General features: G+C 40.3%; 21 protein-coding genes. All 21 read right to left on the minus strand.

Going from position 1 to position 22,340, the window contains the following annotated elements:
* Nucleotides 1-16 precede the first annotated feature (16 nt).
* The 21 genes from rpmC to rpoB all read right to left on the minus strand — a co-directional run bounded on the left by rpmC (nucleotide 17) and on the right by rpoB (nucleotide 22,223).
* Nucleotides 17-214, minus strand: coding sequence for a 50S ribosomal protein L29 (gene rpmC / locus C9J36_RS13845; protein WP_042478642.1), 198 nt, complete (start codon nucleotides 212-214; stop codon nucleotides 17-19).
* Nucleotides 204-638 carry a 50S ribosomal protein L16 gene (rplP, locus tag C9J36_RS13850; RefSeq protein ID WP_066168885.1) on the minus strand — a complete coding sequence of 145 codons (435 nt, stop codon included), beginning with the start codon at nucleotides 636-638 and terminating at the stop codon, nucleotides 204-206. The genes rpmC and rplP overlap by 11 nt, the downstream gene beginning before the upstream one ends.
* Before the next feature lie 2 nt (nucleotides 639-640).
* Nucleotides 641-1,297, minus strand: coding sequence for a 30S ribosomal protein S3 (gene rpsC, locus C9J36_RS13855; protein ID WP_066168883.1), 657 nt, complete (start codon nucleotides 1,295-1,297; stop codon nucleotides 641-643).
* Between the two features lie 3 nt (nucleotides 1,298-1,300).
* Nucleotides 1,301-1,645 carry a 50S ribosomal protein L22 gene (gene rplV, locus C9J36_RS13860; RefSeq protein ID WP_042478638.1) on the minus strand — a complete coding sequence of 115 codons (345 nt, stop codon included), beginning with the start codon at nucleotides 1,643-1,645 and terminating at the stop codon, nucleotides 1,301-1,303.
* 22 nt (nucleotides 1,646-1,667) lie between these two features.
* Nucleotides 1,668-1,946, minus strand: coding sequence for a 30S ribosomal protein S19 (gene rpsS, locus C9J36_RS13865; protein WP_066168880.1), 279 nt, complete (start codon nucleotides 1,944-1,946; stop codon nucleotides 1,668-1,670).
* Nucleotides 1,947-2,006: 60 nt separating this feature from the next.
* Nucleotides 2,007-2,837, minus strand: a complete 831-nt coding sequence (rplB, locus tag C9J36_RS13870; RefSeq protein WP_066168877.1) for a 50S ribosomal protein L2 — start codon at nucleotides 2,835-2,837, stop codon at nucleotides 2,007-2,009.
* 42 nt (nucleotides 2,838-2,879) lie between these two features.
* A complete protein-coding gene (gene rplW / locus C9J36_RS13875; protein ID WP_042478634.1) occupies nucleotides 2,880-3,158 on the minus strand; it encodes a 50S ribosomal protein L23 in 279 nt (92 codons plus the stop codon).
* Nucleotides 3,158-3,781: a 50S ribosomal protein L4 gene (gene rplD, locus C9J36_RS13880; RefSeq protein WP_066168871.1), complete on the minus strand. Its 624-nt coding sequence runs from the start codon at nucleotides 3,779-3,781 to the stop codon at nucleotides 3,158-3,160. The genes rplW and rplD overlap by 1 nt, the downstream gene beginning before the upstream one ends.
* A gap of 26 nt (nucleotides 3,782-3,807) precedes the next feature.
* Nucleotides 3,808-4,437, minus strand: a complete 630-nt coding sequence (gene rplC / locus C9J36_RS13885; RefSeq protein ID WP_066168869.1) for a 50S ribosomal protein L3 — start codon at nucleotides 4,435-4,437, stop codon at nucleotides 3,808-3,810.
* Nucleotides 4,438-4,483: 46 nt separating this feature from the next.
* Nucleotides 4,484-4,792, minus strand: coding sequence for a 30S ribosomal protein S10 (rpsJ, locus tag C9J36_RS13890; protein ID WP_042478628.1), 309 nt, complete (start codon nucleotides 4,790-4,792; stop codon nucleotides 4,484-4,486).
* Nucleotides 4,793-5,263: 471 nt separating this feature from the next.
* Nucleotides 5,264-7,261: an FtsX-like permease family protein gene (locus tag C9J36_RS13895; protein ID WP_107943491.1), complete on the minus strand. Its 1,998-nt coding sequence runs from the start codon at nucleotides 7,259-7,261 to the stop codon at nucleotides 5,264-5,266.
* Nucleotides 7,251-8,012: an ABC transporter ATP-binding protein gene (locus tag C9J36_RS13900; RefSeq protein ID WP_066168864.1), complete on the minus strand. Its 762-nt coding sequence runs from the start codon at nucleotides 8,010-8,012 to the stop codon at nucleotides 7,251-7,253. Before C9J36_RS13900 ends, C9J36_RS13895 begins: the two co-directional genes overlap by 11 nt.
* Nucleotides 8,013-8,115: 103 nt before the next feature.
* A complete protein-coding gene (locus tag C9J36_RS13905) occupies nucleotides 8,116-9,120 on the minus strand; it encodes a sensor histidine kinase (RefSeq protein WP_107943492.1) in 1,005 nt (334 codons plus the stop codon).
* The gene (locus C9J36_RS13910) at nucleotides 9,117-9,794 is read right to left on the minus strand and encodes a response regulator transcription factor (RefSeq protein WP_107943493.1); all 678 of its coding nucleotides are present in this window, start codon (nucleotides 9,792-9,794) and stop codon (nucleotides 9,117-9,119) included. Before C9J36_RS13910 ends, C9J36_RS13905 begins: the two co-directional genes overlap by 4 nt.
* A gap of 146 nt (nucleotides 9,795-9,940) precedes the next feature.
* On the minus strand, nucleotides 9,941-11,128 hold the full coding sequence (gene tuf / locus C9J36_RS13915) for an elongation factor Tu (RefSeq protein ID WP_066168855.1): 1,188 nt from the start codon (nucleotides 11,126-11,128) through the stop codon (nucleotides 9,941-9,943).
* A 130-nt stretch (nucleotides 11,129-11,258) separates the two neighbouring features.
* The gene (fusA, locus tag C9J36_RS13920) at nucleotides 11,259-13,337 is read right to left on the minus strand and encodes an elongation factor G (RefSeq protein ID WP_066168852.1); all 2,079 of its coding nucleotides are present in this window, start codon (nucleotides 13,335-13,337) and stop codon (nucleotides 11,259-11,261) included.
* Between the two features lie 64 nt (nucleotides 13,338-13,401).
* Entirely contained in the window at nucleotides 13,402-13,872 is a 471-nt protein-coding gene (rpsG, locus tag C9J36_RS13925; protein ID WP_066168849.1) for a 30S ribosomal protein S7, read from the minus strand.
* Nucleotides 13,873-13,919: 47 nt separating this feature from the next.
* Entirely contained in the window at nucleotides 13,920-14,339 is a 420-nt protein-coding gene (gene rpsL, locus C9J36_RS13930) for a 30S ribosomal protein S12 (protein ID WP_066168846.1), read from the minus strand.
* 98 nt (nucleotides 14,340-14,437) lie between these two features.
* Nucleotides 14,438-14,677 carry a ribosomal L7Ae/L30e/S12e/Gadd45 family protein gene (locus tag C9J36_RS13935; RefSeq protein ID WP_107943494.1) on the minus strand — a complete coding sequence of 80 codons (240 nt, stop codon included), beginning with the start codon at nucleotides 14,675-14,677 and terminating at the stop codon, nucleotides 14,438-14,440.
* Between the two features lie 176 nt (nucleotides 14,678-14,853).
* Nucleotides 14,854-18,540: a DNA-directed RNA polymerase subunit beta' gene (rpoC, locus tag C9J36_RS13940; protein WP_107943495.1), complete on the minus strand. Its 3,687-nt coding sequence runs from the start codon at nucleotides 18,538-18,540 to the stop codon at nucleotides 14,854-14,856.
* Nucleotides 18,541-18,659: 119 nt separating this feature from the next.
* Complete coding sequence (gene rpoB / locus C9J36_RS13945; protein WP_201261956.1) at nucleotides 18,660-22,223, minus strand: DNA-directed RNA polymerase subunit beta; 3,564 nt, start codon at nucleotides 22,221-22,223, stop codon at nucleotides 18,660-18,662.
* Between the last annotated feature and the right edge of the window lie 117 nt (nucleotides 22,224-22,340).

The following is a 22,340-nucleotide window of genomic DNA, read 5'->3' on the forward strand; positions in this document are numbered from 1 at the left end:
ACCTCCTTTATTCGTATTATTGTGCACTGATTTCTCTTTCACGAATCACAGTTTTCATGCGCGCAATCGCTTTACGAACTTCGCGGATGCGAGCTGTGTTTTCTAATTGACCAGTCGCCAATTGGAAGCGAAGGTTGAAAAGCTCTTCTTTCAGTGATTTCACTTTTAATTCGATTTCAGAAGTGGCAAGGTCACGGATTTCATTAGCTTTCATTAGATTCACCACCAGTTTCTTGACGTTTTACGATCTTACATTTAACAGGAAGCTTATGTGATGCTAAACGAAGCGCTTCACGTGCAATCTCTTCAGATACACCCGCGATTTCAAACATAATTTTTCCTGGTTTTACTACTGCTACCCAACCTTCAGGAGAACCTTTACCAGAACCCATGCGGACTTCTAGAGGCTTTTTCGTATAAGGTTTATGTGGGAAAATTTTGATCCAAACTTTACCGCCACGTTTCATGTAACGTGTCATTGCGATACGAGCAGATTCAATTTGACGGTTTGTAATCCATGATGCTGTTGTAGCTTGTAAGCCCCATTCACCAAATGTTACTTCTTTACCGCCTTTCGCCTCACCACGCATTTTACCACGGTGTTCACGACGATATTTAACGCGTTTTGGTAATAACATTATTATTTGCCTCCTTCCACAGAGTTCTTTTTAGTAGGAAGGACTTCACCACGGTAGATCCAAACTTTAACGCCTAATTTACCGTAAGTTGTATCAGCTTCTGCATGTGCATAATCGATGTCAGCACGTAGCGTATGAAGTGGAACAGTTCCTTCACTATAGTGTTCAGCACGCGCAATATCAGCGCCACCTAAACGACCAGATACTTGTGTTTTAATACCTTTTGCACCAGCGCGAATTGTACGTTGGATTGCTTGTTTTTGAGCACGACGGAATGATACGCGGTTCTCAAGTTGACGAGCGATGTTTTCTGCTACTAAACGAGCATCAAGATCAGCACGTTTGATTTCCACGATATTAATGTGAACACGCTTGCCAGTTGTATCGCTTAAGTGTTTACGTAAGTTTTCAACTTCCGTACCGCCTTTACCGATTACCATACCTGGTTTCGCAGTGTGAATTGTGATGTTTACGCGATTTGCAGCGCGCTCGATTTCTACTTTAGATACAGATGCATCTTTTAATGTAGATTCGATATATTTACGAACTTTGATATCTTCGTGTAAAAGAGCAGCATAGTCTTTCTCAGCGAACCATTTTGATTCCCAATCACGAATAATACCAACTCGTAGTCCTATTGGATGTACTTTTTGACCCACGGATTAACCCTCCTTCTTCTCTGATACCACAACTGTAATGTGGCTTGTGCGTTTATTAATTGCGCTTGCACGTCCTTGAGCACGTGGACGGAAACGTTTTAATGTTGGACCTTCATCAACAAAGATTTCAGATACAACTAAGTTGTTTACATCTAACTCATAGTTATGTTCAGCGTTAGCAACTGCAGATTTTAATACTTTCTCAACGACTGGAGACGCCGCTTTTGGAGTATGACGTAAAATTGCAACTGCTTCACCGATTTGCTTGCCTCGGATTAAGTCTACTACTAGACGTACTTTACGAGGAGCGATACGAACTGTACGAGCGATAGCTTTAGCTTGTGTCATTAGGATTTACCTCCTCTCAAAATTAGCGTCTTGTTTTCTTATCGTCTGCACCGTGACCTTTGTAAGTACGTGTCGGTGCGAACTCGCCTAATTTGTGACCTACCATATCTTCTGTCACATATACAGGAACGTGTTTACGTCCATCATATACAGCGATTGTTTGTCCGATAAAGTTCGGGAAGATAGTAGAACGGCGAGACCAAGTTTTAATTACTTGTTTTTTCTCAGAAGCCTCTTGCGCTTCAACCTTTTTCATAAGGTGTTCATCGACAAAAGGTCCTTTTTTCAAGCTGCGACCCATTTAGGAACCTCCCTCCGTGATCCCACCACGGCTCTTCTAGCGAACCGTAGTACAATCACTTTATTTTTTACGTCCACGAATGATAAATTTAGAAGATTTGTTTTTCTTCTTACGTGTTTTATAACCAAGAGCTGGTTTACCCCATGGTGTCATTGGAGATTTACGTCCGATTGGAGAACGTCCTTCACCACCACCGTGTGGGTGATCGTTAGGGTTCATTACAGAACCACGAACTACTGGGCGTTTACCTAACCAACGAGAACGACCTGCTTTACCAATGTGGATAAGTTCGTGTTGCTCGTTACCAACTTGACCGATTGTTGCACGACAAGTAGCTAATACTAAGCGAACTTCACCAGATTGAAGACGAACGATTACGTATTTACCTTCACGTCCAAGTACTTGTGCTGAAGTACCAGCAGAACGTACTAATTGTCCACCTTTACCAGGTTTTAACTCGATGTTATGGATTGTTGTACCCATTGGAATGTTTGCTAATGGTAATGCGTTACCTACTTTAATATCTGCCTCTGGACCAGAAACGATCGTTTGACCTACTTCAAGACCTTTTGGAGCTAAGATATAACGTTTTTCACCGTCAGCATAGTTGATTAATGCGATATTCGCAGAACGGTTTGGATCATACTCGATTGTAGCAACGCGGCCTGGAATGCCATCTTTAACACGTTTAAAATCGATTACGCGGTATTGCTTCTTATGACCGCCACCGTGATGACGAACAGTAATTTTACCTTGGTTATTACGACCAGCTTTGCGTGTTTTAGGAGCTAATAAAGACTTTTCAGGTTTATTAGTAGTAATTGCCGCAAAGTCAGATGACGTCATGTTACGACGACCATTTGAGGTTGGTTTATACTTTTTAATCGCCATTTGTGTTCCCTCCTTCTATAATTGCTCAGATTAAGCTATCTATTAGAATAATTCGATTTCTTTTGAATCAGCAGTTAATTTAACAATTGCCTTACGACGTTTGTTAGTGTAGCCGCTGTATTTACCAACGCGCTTGAATTTACCTTTGTAGTTCATGATGTTTACTTTATCAACTTCAACACCAAAGATTTCTTCAACAGCGTCTTTAACTTGTGTTTTGTTAGCGCGAGTGTCTACTTCGAAAGTATACTTTTTCTCTGCCATTAATTCAGAAGAACGCTCAGTAATGACCGGACGTTTAATGATATCACGTGCTTCCATTATCCAAGCACCTCCTCGACTTTTTCTACTGCAGCTTTTGTGAATACAACTTTATCATGACCTACAAGATCAAGAACGTTGATTCCGTTAGCTGTTAAAACAGTTACACCTGGGATGTTACGAGCAGATAATGCTACGTTTTCATCTAACTCAGCAGTAACGAATAATGCTTTTGAATTGATTTCTAATGCTTTTAAAATAGCAGCGAAATCTTTAGTTTTTGGTGCATTTAAAGTTAATGCATCAAGCACTAAGAAGTTTTGTTCTACGACTTTAGCTGATAAAGCTGATTTAAGAGCTAAGCGACGAACTTTCTTCGGTAATTTATATGAATAGCTTCGTGGAGTTGGACCGAATACGATACCACCACCGCGCCATTGTGGAGAGCGGATCGAACCTTGACGAGCACGACCAGTTCCTTTTTGACGCCATGGCTTGCGACCACCACCAGCAACTTCAGAACGGTTTTTTACTTTGTGATTACCTTGACGTAGAGAAGCGCGTTGTGCGATTACTGCGTCGAATAATACAGCTTCGTTTGGCTCGATTCCGAAAATCGCATCGTTTAATTCGATTTCGCCAACTGAAGCGCCTGTTTGACTAAGTACAGATACTTTTGCCATTCCTGTTTCCTCCTTTCTCTTTGAAATTATTTAGATTTAATAGCAGATTTAACTGTTACTAATGATTTTCTAGAACCAGGAACATTACCTTTAACTAATAATAGGTTACGCTCTGCATCCACCTTAATAATTTCAAGGTTTTGGATTGTTACAACGTTGCCACCCATTTGACCAGGTAATTTCTTTTGCTTGAATACGCGGTTCGGAGCAACAGGACCCATAGAACCAACGCGACGGTGATAACGAGAACCGTGGCTCATAGGACCACGAGATTGTCCGTGACGCTTAATTGCACCTTGGAAACCTTTACCTTTCGAAACACCTGTTACATCAATTACATCGCCTTCTGCGAAAATTTCTACTTTGACTTCTTGACCAACTTCGTACTCTTCCACACTTACGTTACGGAATTCACGAATGAAGCGCTTAGGAGCCGTATTTGCTTTTGCTACGTGACCTTGTTCTGGTTTGTTTGAAAGCTTAACGCGCTTATCTTCAAAACCAATTTGAACTGCTTCGTAGCCATCAGTTTCAACTGTTTTCTTTTGAAGAACTACGTTTGGAGTAGCTTCGATTACTGTTACTGGGATTAAATCACCGTTCTCAGCGAAAACTTGAGTCATACCGATTTTTCTACCTAAGATTCCTTTAGCCATTTGTCACACCTCCTGTAAATTTTAAAAGTTCTATTGTGTTTTACCATTAAAGTTTGATTTCAATATCAACGCCAGATGGTAAATCAAGCTTCATTAACGCATCAACAGTTTGTGGTGTTGGGTTAACGATATCGATTAGACGTTTATGCGTACGCATTTCGAATTGCTCACGAGAATCTTTGTACTTGTGAACCGCACGAAGAATTGTATACACAGATCTTTCCGTTGGTAGCGGAATCGGACCCGATACGCTTGCACCTGAACGTTTAGCAGTTTCAACAATTTTCTCAGCAGACTGATCAAGAATACGGTGATCATACGCTTTTAAACGAATACGAATTTTTTGTTTTGCCATTACTTTCCCTCCTTCTCGCCTATTTTCTAGACATTCTCCACGAAAATTCTCCCACACACCGCCATGGCAAAGCGGCCGGGTGTGTCGGCAACCTCTCGCTTCATCGCAGTCAAAGACCAACATTCAATATTATATACAATACTATTGCAATAAGCAAGTAGTTTTATAAAAAAAATCGAATGTCTTACTAACTCATTATTTATTTCGCTATATTTATAAGCCGTTTTTTAGTATATAAAATATTTCCCATCATTGCAAGTAATAATTGTAGCTCGTTTTACTGTGATTATTCCGTTTATGTATGCTTTTTTATAAACAAACACTTTTTGGGTAATAAATGCTTATCCTATAAGCTGCCTGCTATTTTACTTTGCATATTCATTCAAAAAGAGCGTCTAAAAAGCAGTGCTTCGCACATTTTTTCGGACGCCCCCTTCTTTTATTTTCAATCTCTTCCTATTTAATAGCCCTTTATAAGCTGTTCTTAATTACCTTTTTATAATATCGAATCGACAGCAGCATAAATACGATGTACATAAGTATATAGAGTCCCATCATAATAAGCATCGGTATAAGCATCTCTGTACCGAATAGAAACCACCCTGATTTGACTGCAAAATAGCTATGCAGCAGGCCAATTGATAAAGGTACTCCGAAGTTAAATACTTGCTTCCAAATAACTCCCCTTAAAATATCTTGCTCGGAAAAACCAATTTTTCTTAAAGTTGTATAGCTTGCCTGTTCATCATCCGCCTCAGCGATTTGCTTAAAGTATAGAATGCTACCTGTCGTTAATAAAAATGCCAATCCGAGGAAAGCAGCAATAAAAATTGTCATACCAGAAAAATTCATATAATCTTGCCATTCCTGCTTATAGGAATTTTGTTTAAGAATAATCGATTTTTCTCCTTCATTAGTAATAATTTTCCGAATATCCGCCCCAGACTGCATATAGAGCTCTTCAGCCATTGCTACGTCACTTTTATTTTCTAAAAATACGAGCGTTTGAGGTACACGATCTCTTTTGCCATAAAACTCTTTATATTGTTCATATTTTTCATCAGATACGACGAGCACTGCATAGATGACTCCAGCACTTCCATCATTAACAATGGCGCTTTCTTCCTTTACATCAACAATCTTTAATGTGTCCTCTAATCGATTGCCCAAAGACTCTACTGTAACATTGATTTCTCCTTGTTTGTTAAAGCCGTAGAGCTTCGTTACATAGCCTGTCATATTTGTTATTATAGCTTCATCTTTTTGTAGCTCTACTTTTCCCTTTAATTGCTCATAAGTAGATTGGGATAACACCCTTTTTGTAGAGCTCTCTGAATAAAATAGCTCTTGTTCATCAGCAGGATTTTTTAACAGGCCCGCAACATCAAATTGCACATAAAGATCCTCGTATGTGACTTCCTTGTAGTCAATATTATGCTGGGCTAGCAACGCTAAAAACGTCGGGCCCTTCTCTGTTGTTAACACATAATCCGCGGGCACCGTTGTCGCTACCGCTTGCTCGCCAGAATAATAGGCTATATAAGCAAGTGTTGAAATTGCGAGCGACACAGCTGTTAATACAGTAATTAGCGTTAATGATTTAGCATTTCCCTTCATGCGATGCATAATCGGTGTAACTGCTAATACATCTGTCGCCGTTAGGTGGCCATTTTTAGATAATCTACGTAAATTAAAAATAAATGCCACCGAGTAACGGAACACTAAAAATGCCCCACCGATTGTTAGCGCTAAAATAAGCAACATATTAATAAATATTCGATCCGCTTGATTGCTATTAAACAATTGTGTTGATTCATAATAGCCGTAGCCAATTAAGACAAGCCCAAGCGCCCCAACTAACATTTGCCATATACTAAAGCGTTTTACACGCTCCTCTGTTTGATTGGATGCTGTAAAAAGTGATAACAGCGAAACCCGTCGTATCATCCAACTTAGTTGTACTAAAATAACAATTAGCATGATACTGAAAAGCACTATAGTTTGCGTAATCGCTTTAGCGTTAAATGTCAATTGTACTAACGATTCTTGTCCCAAAACCTTCATTAAAATCATTGTAAATAATCGAGAGCTTAAAAGACCTGTAACAATCCCAATTAACACAGCACCACTAAATAATACGATATTTTCAATAGCTATTAAGCGAAAGATAAGCCCCTTCGTCATCCCGATAAGCTGGTACATCCCAATTTCTTTACTGCGCCTTTTCGTAAATAGATGATTGGCATAAAGTACAAAAAACAACACAATAAAGTAAAGTAAATAAGATGCCGCTTTAAAGCCTGCAGACGCTGTTGGACTATTCGACGCTTGCTTTAACACTTCTTCGTTAAACTGCAATGTCACGAAAGAAAAATATAGTGTCACACTAAAAATTAACGAAAAGAAATATAAAAAATAATGACGCATATTTTTCAGCATCGAGCGTTTGATTAGACGATTAATCGTCATAGCCATCACCGCCTAGAACGCTCTGCGTGCTTAAAATTTGTTGGAAAAACTCCTGACGTGTTTTATCCCCTTTATAAAGCTCTGTATAAAGTGCCCCATCCTTCAAAAAGAGCACACGCGAGCAAAAGCTTGCTGCCACTGCATCATGTGTCACCATCATAATCGTCACATGACGCTGCTGGTTAATTTGCTCCAAATTTTTTAGTAGCGCTGTTGCTGATTTCGAGTCGAGCGCCCCCGTTGGCTCGTCTGCAAAGACAATCGACGGGTTTGTAATTAATGCACGTGCCGCAGAAGTACGCTGCTTTTGCCCACCAGAAATTTCATTTGGGTATTTTGCCACAATATCTTCAATACCTAGAATCTCCACCAACTCTTGAAAGCGTTGTTCGGCTGCTTTCTGAGGTGTTTTTTTGATTGCTAAAGGTAATAAAATATTTTCTTTGACAGTTAATGTATCAAGCAAATTATAATCTTGGAAAATGAAGCCTAATGCATCACGTCTAAAGGCAGCTAGCTGACGCTCCTTCATTTCCTGCAATAGTTGCCCATTAATTTCTACAATTCCTTCTGTCACATGGTCAATAGAGCATAATACATTCAATAATGTTGTTTTTCCAGAGCCTGAAGGGCCCATAATGCCAACAAACTCACCTTTGTTCACTTCTAAATCTATACCCTTTAATACCTCAACTGCCGTCAATCGTTTTCCATATGTTTTACGGACTTTGCGAGCCGTTAAAATATTCATTGTCTATTCCCCCTGCATTCTTCATGTATCTTCATTTTACAGTTGCGGCAAGTAGAAGTCGTTCGTTTTACGTGACAAAAATAAATGGTATGTGACAATGTCGTCACATACCGAATGTTTGCACATATTCATTTTGCATAGGAAATTTAAGTACAACAGTCGTGCCTTGTCCATAAATCGAGTCAACATATAGCTGTATTCCTAATGAGGTAGCCGCACGCTTTGCCAAATAAAGCCCCATTCCTGTTGCAATATTTGTTTCCCTACCGATTGTCCCCGTGTAGGATTTTTTAAAAATGCGCGGCAAATCCTCAGGGCGAATACCTGGACCTACATCTTTTATTTTGAGCAATATATGCTCTTGCGTATCCCTTGTGACAATTACACTAATTTCACTATCGTGCGGACTATATTTAATCGCATTGGACAGTACCTGACGAATAATAAATCCAAGCCATTTTGCATCTGTCAAAACGACCTCCTCAAGTTCATCTATTTGGAAGCCAATTCCCTTCTCTAAGCACCATGTTTGAAATTCGCGTATTTCCTTAAAAACAATCGTTCGCAGTCGCACTCTCTCTAAGCGATTATCCTCGGCCAATGTTTGGAGACGGGTTTGATGCAGTTGCCGATCTACTAATAAATGCAGACGGAGCCATTCCTGCTCCAATTGATTGCGTGCCCTATAATCCTCCAATTGCTCAATCATTAGCTTCATTGCTGTTAATGGCGCTTTAATTTCATGTACCCATGCGAGTAGCTCATCCTGCTCTTCATTTTTTTCAAATTTAATTTTCTGGACAACCTGCATTTGTTGCTGACTCTGCTCTCTATATAATTCTATAACCTTGCGTGTATACGCATCCCAACGATAAATTTCAACATCTTGCAGTGAATTATGGAGAAGGATATTTTTCAGATTAGGCCTTTCCCAAAAATAGCGAGCAATTAGAAATAAGACAAATAGCAAAATCGCCACGCTATTCAAATAACCAATAGAAACAGCCGCAAATCCAACATCCAGCATACAAATAAGATTCCATATAACAAGTAACCCGATAAAAAAGCTTATCCATATTAAATGTTGCTTTATAAATAACCAAATCATTTGGATACCGCCATATAGCCAAGTCCTTTTTTCGTTACGATTACATTTGTTAGTCCTATATCTTCTAGCTTTTGACGTAGACGATTGATATTTACTGTTAACGTATTATCATTTACAAAGCGTTCATCATCCCAGAGCTTGCGCATTAATTCCTCCCGTGTCACAATTCGATCCACTCGCTCTACAAGTAATTTTAAAATAAATAACTCATTTTTGGTAAAGTCAATTTTCCTATCATGGTACATAAGAAGCCCTCGCTCATAATCAATAACCGCCTCTTGCCAGCTAACAACTTGCTGCACCTGTTGTTGATAATCATATGTACGCCTTAACAAAGCTTGAATTTTTGCGACAAGCACATCCATATGGAATGGCTTTTGTATAAAATCATCGGCACCAAGCTGCATAGCCATTACCATATCCATCGGGTGATCTCTTGAGGACAAAAATAAAATGGGGACATTGGATACGGCCCTAATTTCCCGACACCAATGAAAACCGTCATAGGCAGGTAATTGAATGTCAATAATGACAAGTTGCGGATTTACCTCGGTAAAATCATTCATCACCTTTTGAAAATCCTTTGGTCCTGTTATTTGTAAAGACCATTGCTGCAACCGTTCTTCTATTAAGCGAAATATCGACATATCATCCTCTATTAAAAAAATTTTCATAATTAAGCCCCCTCCCACTTTTATTTTACAGTAGATGAACAAATTCACAAGCTTACAGGCCTCAGCAATTTTCATCTGCGGGGTTCATTCGTGCCACAATAACAAAAAACCTCAAGAGCGTCCCCTTGAGGTTTTAGATAAATCAATTATTTTTGGATAGTAGCAACTACACCAGCGCCTACAGTACGGCCACCCTCACGGATAGAGAATTTAGTACCTTCTTCAAGAGCGATTGGAGCGATAAGTTCTACTGTCATTTCGATGTTATCGCCAGGCATAACCATTTCTACGCCTTCTGGTAAGTTACAAATACCTGTTACGTCAGTTGTACGGAAGTAGAACTGAGGACGGTAGTTAGAGAAGAATGGAGTATGACGGCCACCTTCTTCTTTTGATAAAACATAAACTTCAGCTTTGAAGTTTGTATGTGGAGTAATTGAACCTGGTTTAGCTAATACTTGACCACGTTGGATATCTTCACGAGCTACACCACGAAGTAATGCACCGATGTTGTCGCCAGCTTCAGCATAGTCTAATAATTTACGGAACATTTCAACACCTGTTACAGTTGTTGATTTAGCTTCTTCAGCGATACCGATGATTTCAACTACGTCACCAACTTTAACTTGACCACGTTCAACACGGCCAGTTGCTACTGTACCACGACCAGTGATAGAGAATACGTCCTCTACTGGCATCATGAATGGTTTGTCAGTTTGACGTTCTGGAGTTGGGATATACTCGTCAACAGCGTTCATAAGCTCAACGATTTTTTCTTCCCACTCTGGCTCACCTTCAAGAGCTTTAAGAGCAGAACCTTTAATTACAGGTAGGTCATCACCTGGGAAGTCATATTCAGAAAGTAGGTCACGGATTTCCATTTCTACTAACTCTAATAATTCTTCGTCGTCTACCATGTCACATTTGTTCATGAATACTACTAAGTAAGGAACACCTACTTGACGTGATAAAAGGATGTGCTCACGAGTTTGTGGCATTGGACCATCAGCAGCAGATACTACTAAGATACCGCCGTCCATTTGAGCAGCACCAGTGATCATGTTTTTAACGTAGTCAGCGTGTCCTGGGCAGTCAACGTGTGCATAGTGGCGTGTTTCAGTTTCATACTCGATATGTGAAGTATTGATTGTAATACCACGCTCTTTTTCTTCTGGAGCGTTATCAACTTCAGCGTATGATTTCGCTTCTCCGCCTAAGCGTTTTGATAATACTGTTGCGATAGCAGCAGTTAAAGTTGTTTTACCATGGTCAACGTGTCCGATTGTACCAATGTTAGCATGCGTTTTCGAACGGTCAAATTTTTCTTTAGCCATTAGAGAAAGCCTCCTATAATCTATGTTTTAGTTTTTTTATGTTATGAGTGCTGGCTTAAACCGGGCCCAGCTTAAGCCAGTCAATCATAGCTTACAAATTAGTTATACTTTATGCAAGATGAAATTTCAATTATTCACCTTTATTTTTTTTGATGATTTCTTCTGCAATTGATTTCGGTACTTCTTCATAGTGATCGAACACCATTGAGAATACACCGCGACCTTGTGTTGCAGAACGTAAAGTTGTTGCATATCCGAACATTTCAGATAGCGGAACCATTGCACGTACTACTTGAGAGTTACCACGAGCGTCCATACCTTCTACACGTCCACGACGAGCAGTTACGTTACCCATGATATCACCAAGGTACTCTTCTGGAATTACAACTTCAACTTTCATCATTGGCTCTAAAAGAACTGGGCTACATTTTTTTGCAGCTTCTTTAAGAGCTAAAGATGCAGCGATTTTAAACGCCATCTCACTTGAGTCAACATCGTGGTATGAACCATCGAATAATTTCGCTTTAATATCGATTAATGGGTAACCTGCAATAACCCCACGGTCAAGCGAGTCACGAAGACCTGCTTCTACTGCTGGAATATATTCACGTGGTACTACACCACCAACGATAGCGTTTTCGAACTCGAAGCCTTTACCTTCTTCGTTTGGAGAGAATTCAATCCAAACGTCACCGTATTGACCACGACCACCTGATTGACGTTGGAATTTACCTTGAACTTGTGCTTGAGCACGGAATGTTTCACGGTAAGATACCATTGGCGCACCAACGTTACATTCAACTTTGAATTCACGTTTCATACGGTCAACAAGGATGTCTAAGTGCAACTCACCCATACCAGAGATGATTGTTTGACCAGTTTCTTGGTCAGTGTGGGCACGGAATGTTGGATCCTCTTCTTGTAATTTCGCAAGAGCTTGCCCCATTTTGTCTTGGTCAGCTTTTGATTTAGGCTCTACAGATAAAGAGATAACTGGTTCTGGGAATTCCATAGATTCTAAAATAACAAGGTTTTTCTCGTCACATAGAGTATCACCAGTAGTTGTATCTTTAAGACCTACAGCAGCAGCGATGTCACCAGCGAATACTTTTGAAATTTCTTCACGGCTATTCGCATGCATTTGAAGGATACGACCTACACGCTCACGTTTACCTTTTGTAGAGTTTTGTACGTATGAACCAGATTCTAAAGTACCTGAGTACACACGGAAGAATGTTAATTTACCAACGAATGGGTCTGTCATTACTTTAAACGCTAAAGCCGAGAATGGCTCGTCGTCTGAAGAATGACGAACGATTTCTTCGTCACCATCCACTGAAGTACCATTAATAGCCGGTACATCTGTTGGAGCTGGAAGGAAATCAACAGCTGCATCAAGCATTTTACGAACACCTTTATGCTTGAATGCTGTACCACAAAGAACAGGGTAGAATTCTACCGCAATTGTCGCTTTACGGATTGCTCGTTTTAATTCCGCAACAGTGATTTCTTCGCCTTCTAAGTATTTTTCCATAAGATCTTCATCAACACTTGCAACAGCATCGATTAATTTCTCACGGTACTCCTCAGCTTGAGCCATCATGTCAGCAGGAATTTCACCTACAGTAAGATCAGTACCTTGGTCATTACCATAGAAAGTAGCATTCATTTCAATTAAATCAATGATACCTTTGAAATCATCTTCAGCACCAATTGGTAATTGGATTGGGTGTGCGTTCGCTTGTAAGCGCTCGTGTAAAGTTCCTACAGAATATAGGAAGTTTGCACCCATTTTGTCCATTTTGTTAATGAATACAATACGTGGTACACCGTAAGTAGTCGCTTGACGCCATACAGTTTCAGTTTGTGGTTCAACACCAGATTGAGCATCTAGTACTGTTACCGCACCGTCAAGTACACGTAAAGAACGTTCTACTTCTACAGTGAAGTCTACGTGTCCTGGTGTATCGATAATGTTAATACGGTGACCTGCCCATTGAGCTGTTGTAGCAGCAGATGTGATTGTAATACCACGCTCTTGCTCTTGTGCCATCCAGTCCATTTGAGCTCCGCCATCGTGAGTTTCACCGATTTTATGGATTTTACCAGTGTAATAAAGGATACGCTCAGTAGTTGTTGTTTTACCAGCATCAATATGAGCCATAATACCGATATTACGTGTATTCTCTAAAGAGAATTCGCGTTTCATAGGAAATTTCTCCTTCCGTTTTCGGTTAAGACTGTTTAAGTTTAATTAGCTAGCATAAAGAAGATTACCAACGGTAGTGAGCAAATGCTTTGTTTGCTTCTGCCATTTTGTGCATATCTTCACGTTTCTTAACTGAAGCACCAGTATTGTTTGATGCATCTAAGATTTCGTTTGCTAAACGCTCTTCCATTGTTTTTTCACCACGAAGACGAGCGTAGTTTACTAAATAACGAAGACCTAAAGTTGTACGACGTTCTGGGCGTACTTCTACTGGTACTTGGTAGTTAGAACCACCTACACGACGAGCGCGTACTTCTAAAACTGGCATTACGTTGTTTAATGCAGCTTCGAATACTTCAATCGGATCATTACCAGAACGTTCTTTTACTAATTCAAACGCACCGTATAAAATCTTTTGAGAAGTACCTCTTTTACCATCAATCATCATTTTATTGATTAAACGAGTTACTAGCTTTGAATTATAAAGTGGATCTGGTAACACGTCACGTTTGGAAACAGGACCTTTACGAGGCATGTGTTTTCCTCCTTTCAAGTAATAAGTAGTTATTTACAAATCTTTGATTATTTCTTTTCTTTAGGGCGTTTTGCACCGTATAGAGAACGTGATTGCATACGACCGTTTACACCAGCAGTATCAAGAGCACCACGTACGATATGGTAACGAACACCCGGTAAGTCTTTTACACGACCGCCACGGATAAGAACAACGCTGTGCTCTTGTAAGTTGTGACCTTCACCCGGGATATACGCAGTAACCTCGATAAGGTTGCTTAAACGTACACGAGCGTATTTACGTAACGCTGAGTTAGGTTTTTTAGGTGTCATAGTACCTACACGAGTACAAACACCACGTTTTTGTGGAGATTTAACATCAGTCCAAGTTTTTTTGAACGAGTTGTATCCTTTATTTAACGCTGGTGAGTCTGAATTCGTGCTTTTTGATTTACGAGGCTTACGTACCAATTGGTTAATTGTAGGCATCGATATTTCCTCCCTTCATTGATTCCTTGTTAATACCACACATCCAGGTGGTTCATTTTTAGGGTAAAAACAAAGTCTTTGTGTACACTACACAAAAACTACATCGCAGTAACCGCAGCTCCAACATGAATGCCGCAAGCTTTTCCAAGTTCTTTTTTTGACTCGACCAAAGTAATTGGTATACCGATTTCTTTCGCGAGAAGAATGGCCGGATCGGTTACCCAACTGTCTGCATCGAGTGCGACAAAAAGCTCTGTAACTTGACCAGCATGCATTGCTTTCACTGCTTGCTTTGTACCTATGATTGTTTGACTGGTCTTTACTTTACTATAAGACATTTGCATATCCTCCAAAGCTTAGACAGTTAACTATCAACCTTAAATATATTATCATCCTCTACTTGCACCTGTCAACTATTTATTTAACATCTTTCAACAGGTCGAGGAACACCCGTTAAAAACATGTTGTAATCGATAAAATTCCGGCAGAGAATAGCTCTCTACCGGAATTCTCGTTACTCAGCTGAAGTTAGTTCTTCTTCCGTTTCAGCATCCTGCTCAATACGGATTTGACGGTAACGCTGCATACCAGTACCTGCTGGCACAAGTTTACCGATAATTACGTTTTCCTTCAGACCAAGAAGCTCGTCACGCTTACCTTTAATTGCTGCATCTGTTAACACACGAGTTGTTTCTTGGAATGATGCTGCTGATAAGAATGATTCTGTTTCCAGAGAAGCCTTAGTAATACCAAGAATGACCGGACGGCATGTTGCTGGATTTTTGCCATTTAAAATAATGTCTGCATTCGCTTCAGCAAATTGATGTACGTCTAATAATGAGCCCGGTAATAAATCTGTGTCACCCGCTTCAATTACACGCACTTTACGTAGCATTTGGCGAACCATTACTTCAATATGCTTATCTCCAATTTCTACCCCTTGCATGCGGTATACTTTTTGTACTTCTTTTAATAAATATTCTTGTACTGTAGATACATCTTTAACTTTTAATAACTGCTTTGGATCAATTGAACCGTCTGTTAATAATTGTCCCGGCTCAACCGTATCGTTTAATTGTACTTTTAGGCGAGCATTGTAAGGCGCTTGATACTTACGCGTCTCCACTTCACCTTGTACAGTAATTTCTTTTAAGCCTTCGCGAATTTCATCGATGTCTGATACTACCCCAGCAATTTCAGAAATAACCGCTTGACCTTTAGGGTTACGCGATTCGAAAATTTCTTGAATACGAGGAAGACCCATCGTAATATCGTTTCCAGCTACCCCACCTGTATGGAATGTACGCATCGTTAACTGTGTACCAGGCTCCCCGATTGATTGAGCTGCGATAATACCTACCGCCTCACCTACTTCAACCTCTTCACCTGTAGCTAAGTTCATACCATAACATTTTTTACATACACCGTGCTTCGTATTACATGTAAATGCTGAACGGATTGTTACCTGCTCGATGCCTGCATCATCAATTACACGCGCTACATCTTGCGTAATTAAACCATCACGCTCTAAAATAACCTCCCCAGTTTCTGGGTGGAAAATGGTTTTCTTCGTATAACGCCCAATTACACGCTCATCTAACGCTTCAATTAGCTCGTTGCCTTCCATTAATGCACCGATTAATAAACCACGGTCAGTACCACAGTCATCTTCACGTACAATAACATCTTGTGCAACGTCTACTAAACGACGAGTTAAATAACCTGAATCGGCTGTTTTTAGTGCTGTATCGGCTAGACCTTTACGTGCACCATGTGTAGAAATGAAGTATTCTAATACCGTTAAACCTTCACGGAATGAAGATTTGATAGGTAATTCGATAATTCGACCAGCCGGGTTGGCCATTAGACCACGCATACCTGCTAACTGCGTAAAGTTCGATGCGTTACCACGCGCCCCCGAGTCAGACATCATAAAGATTGGGTTCGTCTTCTCTAATGATTTCATCAGCTTCGATTGAATTTCATCTTTTGCAGCTGACCAGCTAGAAATAACGCGATCATAACGTTCTTCTTCCGTAATTAAACCACGACGGAATTGAATCATTACTTTATCTACCTTCGATTGTGCCTCATCTAAAATAGTGCCTTTGTCTGGTAACACAACAATATCAGATACGCCTACCGTAATCCCCGCACGAGTAGAATATTTAAAGCCTAAATCTTTCATACGGTCTAACATTTTTGATGTTTCCGTAATATGGAATCGCTTGAATACTTCCGCAATAACATTCCCTAGGAACTTTTTACGGAATGGAGGCACTACTGGTACAGCTGCAAAGTATTTTTGTAGAACTGCTTTGCGTTGTGCATCAATTTTTTCAGCTTCTGATAAGTCAGCATAGCCTTCAGTCGCTTCCAATTCAGCCAATTGTTCCGCATCGATTGCTAATTTTGCAAAGTATTTTTCAGGCGTTTTTTGCTCTAGGTTTACATCTGTTGGCTCATTAATGTACGGGAATGATTCTGGTAAAATTTCATTGAAAATTACTTTACCAACAGTTGTTAATAAGAACATTTTATTTTGCTCTTCCGTAAATGTTTCATTATGGACAGAGCTTGCATGGATGGCAATACGTGTGTGTAAATGAACATGGCCATTTTGGTATGCGATTAACACTTCGTCAGGACCGTAGAAAACAGACCCTTCACCACGAGCTCCTTCACGCTCAAGCGTCAAGTAATAGTTACCTAATACCATATCTTGAGATGGAGTAACTACTGGTTTACCATCTTTAGGGTTTAAAATGTTTTGTGCTGCTAACATTAATAAACGAGCTTCCGCTTGCGCTTCTGCTGATAATGGAACATGGACCGCCATTTGGTCACCATCAAAGTCAGCGTTGTAGGCTGTACATACTAATGGATGTAGACGAATTGCACGACCTTCCACTAATGTCGGCTCGAACGCTTGAATACCTAGTCGGTGAAGCGTCGGTGCACGGTTTAGAAGTACAGGGTGCTCACGTATAACATCCTCTAATACATCCCAAACCTCATTGTGTAAACGCTCAATTTTGCGTTTTGCACTCTTAATATTATGGGCTAGACCACGCTCTACTAATTCCTTCATTACGAAAGGCTTAAATAGCTCGATTGCCATCTCTTTCGGAAGACCACATTGGTACATTTTTAAATTCGGTCCTACTACGATAACTGAACGACCAGAGTAGTCTACACGTTTACCTAATAAGTTTTGACGGAAGCGACCTTGTTTCCCTTTCAGCATATGTGAAAGTGATTTTAAAGGACGGTTACCAGGACCTGTTACTGGACGACCACGACGACCATTGTCGATTAAAGCATCTACCGCTTCCTGTAACATACGCTTTTCGTTTTGGACGATAATGCTAGGTGCACCAAGGTCTAATAAACGTTTTAAACGGTTATTACGGTTAATTACACGACGGTAAAGATCGTTTAAGTCTGATGTTGCGAAACGTCCACCATCTAATTGAACCATCGGACGAAGCTCTGGAGGAATAACAGGTAGTACATCTAAAATCATCCACTCCGGTTTATTGCCAGAGTTACGGAATGATTCCACTACTTCAAGGCGCTTAATTGCACGTGTACGACGTTGTCCTTGAGCTGTTTTTAATTCTTCCTTTAATGTGATTGTTTCATTTTCAAGATCAATTTTTTCAAGTAATTTTTTTATCGCTTCCGCACCCATCGCTGCATCAAATGATGCACCGAATTTTTCACGGTAAGCACGGTATTCCTTTTCAGAAAGTAGCTGCTTGCTTTCTAAGTTTGTATCTGCTGGGTTAATTACTACGTAAGATGCAAAATAAATAACTTCCTCAAGCGCGCGTGGAGACATATCTAAAATAAGACCCATGCGGCTCGGAATTCCTTTAAAATACCAAATGTGAGATACAGGAGCAGCAAGCTCAATATGTCCCATTCTCTCACGGCGTACTTTTGCACGCGTAACTTCTACACCACAGCGATCACAAACTACACCTTTATAACGAACGCGTTTGTATTTACCACAATGACATTCCCAGTCCTTTGTAGGGCCGAAAATGCGCTCACAGAAAAGACCATCTTTTTCTGGCTTTAATGTACGGTAGTTGATTGTTTCTGGCTTCTTTACTTCGCCATATGACCAAGAACGTATCTTATCTGGTGAAGCTAAGCCGATTTTCATATATTCAAATTCATTAACGTCTATCAAGGAGCCTACCTCCCTTTAGTCTAAGTCTTTATAAAGACCTTTCCGTAGCTCGACATTCATCATCGTTTCATTTGAAAAAATTCAAAAAACGGGCAGGGCAAAATCCTGCCCGATACTGGTTACTCTACAGTTTCTACTGTGTCGCCTTCCTCATCTGTCGGCACAATGTTTAATGCATCAGCCGGTTGAAGATCGTCTTCTTCATCAAGATCACGAAGCTCTACTTCTTCATTGTTGATTGTTAGCATTTTTACATCCATACCTAAAGATTGAAGCTCTTTAATCAATACTTTAAATGATTCAGGAACACCTGGCTCTGGCACACTTTCACCTTTAACGATTGCTTCGTATGTTTTCACACGACCTACAACATCATCTGATTTAACAGTTAAAATCTCTTGTAATGTGTATGCAGCACCGTATGCTTCAAGTGCCCAAACTTCCATCTCACCAAAGCGCTGACCACCAAATTGTGCTTTACCACCAAGTGGCTGTTGCGTTACAAGTGAGTATGGTCCTGTCGAACGTGCGTGTAGCTTATCATCAACCATATGTGCAAGCTTAATCATATACATGACACCCACTGATACACGGTTATCGAATGGCTCACCTGAACGTCCATCATATAAAATTGTTTTACCATCACGGTCCATACCCGCTTCTTCCATCGTTTCCCAAACATCTTCTTCATTTGCACCATCGAATACTGGTGTTGCCATATGAATACCTAAATAACGTGAAGCCATACCTAAATGTAGCTCTAGCACTTGTCCGATATTCATACGTGAAGGAACACCAAGTGGGTTTAACATGATGTCAACAGGTGTACCATCTGGCATAAACGGCATATCTTCCTCTGGTAAAATACGTGAAATTACACCTTTGTTACCGTGACGTCCAGCCATTTTATCTCCAACGCGGATTTTACGTTTTTGAACGATATACGCGCGAACTAATTGGTTTACACCCGGTGGTAATTCATCGCCATCTTCACGGTTGAAGACTTTCACATCAAGTACGATACCGCCTGCTCCATGTGGTACACGTAAAGATGTGTCACGAACTTCACGTGCTTTTTCACCAAAGATTGCGTGTAATAAACGTTCTTCTGCAGTTAATTCCGTAACTCCTTTAGGCGTTACTTTCCCTACAAGAATATCGCCGTCACGTACTTCCGCACCAATGCGAATAATTCCACGCTCATCTAAATTGCGCAGTGCATCTTCCCCAACGTTCGGAATATCACGCGTAATTTCTTCAGGTCCTAATTTTGTATCACGAGACTCTGACTCATATTCTTCAATATGAACAGATGTGTACACATCATCTTTTACTAGGCGTTCGCTCATAATAACAGCATCTTCATAGTTGAAGCCATCCCATGTCATGAAGGCTACTAGCACGTTACGACCAAGTGCTAACTCACCCTTCTCCATCGATGGACCGTCAGCTAAAATATCTTTTGGCTTTACGCGGTCTCCAACTTTAACAATTGGGCGCTGGTTATAAGATGTACCTTGGTTAGAGCGAACGAATTTCTGAACTTTATATTTCGTTAAATCGCCTTTTACTTCTTTGCCGTCAACTGTTTCAATACGTCGTACATGAATTGAGCGTGCTTCTACATGCTCAACAATCCCTTCGTATTTAGCAACTACAGCAGCACCTGAGTCACGCGCGTCAACATGCTCCATCCCCGTACCTACGAAAGGCGCTTCAGGATTTAATAACGGAACAGCTTGACGTTGCATGTTTGCACCCATTAATGCACGGTTCGAGTCATCGTTTTCTAAGAAAGGAATACATGCTGTCGCTACAGACACTACCTGTCTTGGCGATACGTCCATGTAATCAATCTTATCTTTTTTGAATACCGTATTGTCGCCTCGGAAGCGCCCTACGATTTCGTCTTTTGTAAATGTACCATCCTCATTTAATAATGAGTTTGCCTGTGCAACGACGTAGTTATCCTCTTCGTCAGCCGTTAAGTAATCAATTTGCTCCGTCACTTGACCCGTATCTGGATCTACACGACGATACGGCGTTTCGATAAAGCCGAATTTATTAATTTTCGCGAATGATGAAAGGGAGTTAATTAAACCAATGTTTGGACCCTCAGGCGTTTCAATTGGACACATACGACCGTAGTGAGAGTAGTGAACGTCACGCACTTCCATACCAGCACGCTCACGTGTTAAACCACCTGGGCCTAATGCTGATAAACGACGCTTGTTCGTCAATTCTGCAAGCGGGTTTGTTTGGTCCATGAATTGCGATAATTGAGAGCTACCAAAGAATTCTTTAATAGATGCAATTACCGGGCGAATATTGATCAATTGTTGCGGCACAATCGACGCTGTGTCATTAATCGACATACGCTCACGTACAACACGCTCCATACGAGATAAACCGATACGGAATTGGTTTTGCAATAGCTCACCAACTGAACGAATACGACGATTTCCTAAGTGGTCGATATCGTCTGTGTTACCAACACCGTATAGTAAATTAAAGAAATAAGAAACAGAAGCTAAAATATCAGCTGGAACGATGTTTTTCACTTCTTCTTCGACATAAGCATTTGAAATAACATTGATTTCTTTTTGTGCTTCATCGTTTGGCGCATAGATTTTAATTGTTTGGATTGTAATATCGTCCTCTAATACGCCGCCAACTTGAGATAGCTTGCGGAAACCGATGCCGTTTTCTAAATAAGGAATTAACTTATCTAGTGTGCGTCGGTCAAGAACAGTACCTTTTTCAACTAAAATTTCGCCTGTTTCTGGATCTGCTAATGTTTCTGCAATTGTTTGGTTAAATAAGCGATTTTTAATATGCAACTTTTTATTCATTTTATAGCGACCAACATTCGCTAAATCATAGCGTTTTGCATCGAAGAAGCGAGAGAATAATAAACTTTTCGCACTTTCTACTGTTGGAGGCTCACCTGGACGCAGACGCTCATAAATTTCAAGAAGTGCTTTTTCAGTACTTTCTGTGTTATCTTTTTCAAGCGTATTGCGTAAATATTCATTGTCACCGATGATATCGATAATTTCTTGGTCTGAACCGAAGCCCAATGCACGAAGTAACACTGTAACCGGTAGTTTACGTGTACGATCGATACGAACGTAAACAACGTCCTTCGCATCTGTTTCGTATTCAAGCCACGCACCACGGTTCGGAATTACTGTTGCACCAAAGCCCTTTTTACCGTTTTTGTCCGTTTTATCATGGAAGTAAACACTTGGTGAACGGACTAGCTGTGAAACGATAACGCGCTCAGCACCATTAATAATAAATGTGCCTGTTTCCGTCATTAAAGGGAAATCCCCCATAAAGACGTCTTGCTCTTTTACTTCATCTGTTTCCTTGTTGTGCAAACGTACTTTCACACGTAATGGTGCGGCATACGTTACATCACGTTCCTTGCACTCATCCACATCATACTTCGGTTCCCCTAAAGCATAATCGATGAATTCAAGTGAAAGATTACCTGTAAAATCTTCGATTGGCGAAATGTCGTGGAACATTTCACGCAATCCTTCTGCAAAGAACCACTCATAAGATGCTGTTTGAATCTCGATTAAATTCGGAAGCTCAAGCACCTCTTTAATACGCGCAAAACTTCTGCGCTGGCGGTGTCGTCCGTACTGAACTAGTTGACCTGTCAACTCATTCACCCCTCAATAAAGCGATAATAGGTCTTTGCAAAACCATACAAATAGTGTATGATTTCGAAAGACAAAAAGAAAACGAGTCTTTATAAAAAGCTCATTTTCGGTTAAACTCAATTACAC

The sequence above is a fragment of the Metasolibacillus fluoroglycofenilyticus genome, assembly GCF_003049645.1.
In the GTDB taxonomy this organism is placed as follows: Bacteria; Bacillota; Bacilli; order Bacillales_A; family Planococcaceae; genus Metasolibacillus; species Metasolibacillus fluoroglycofenilyticus.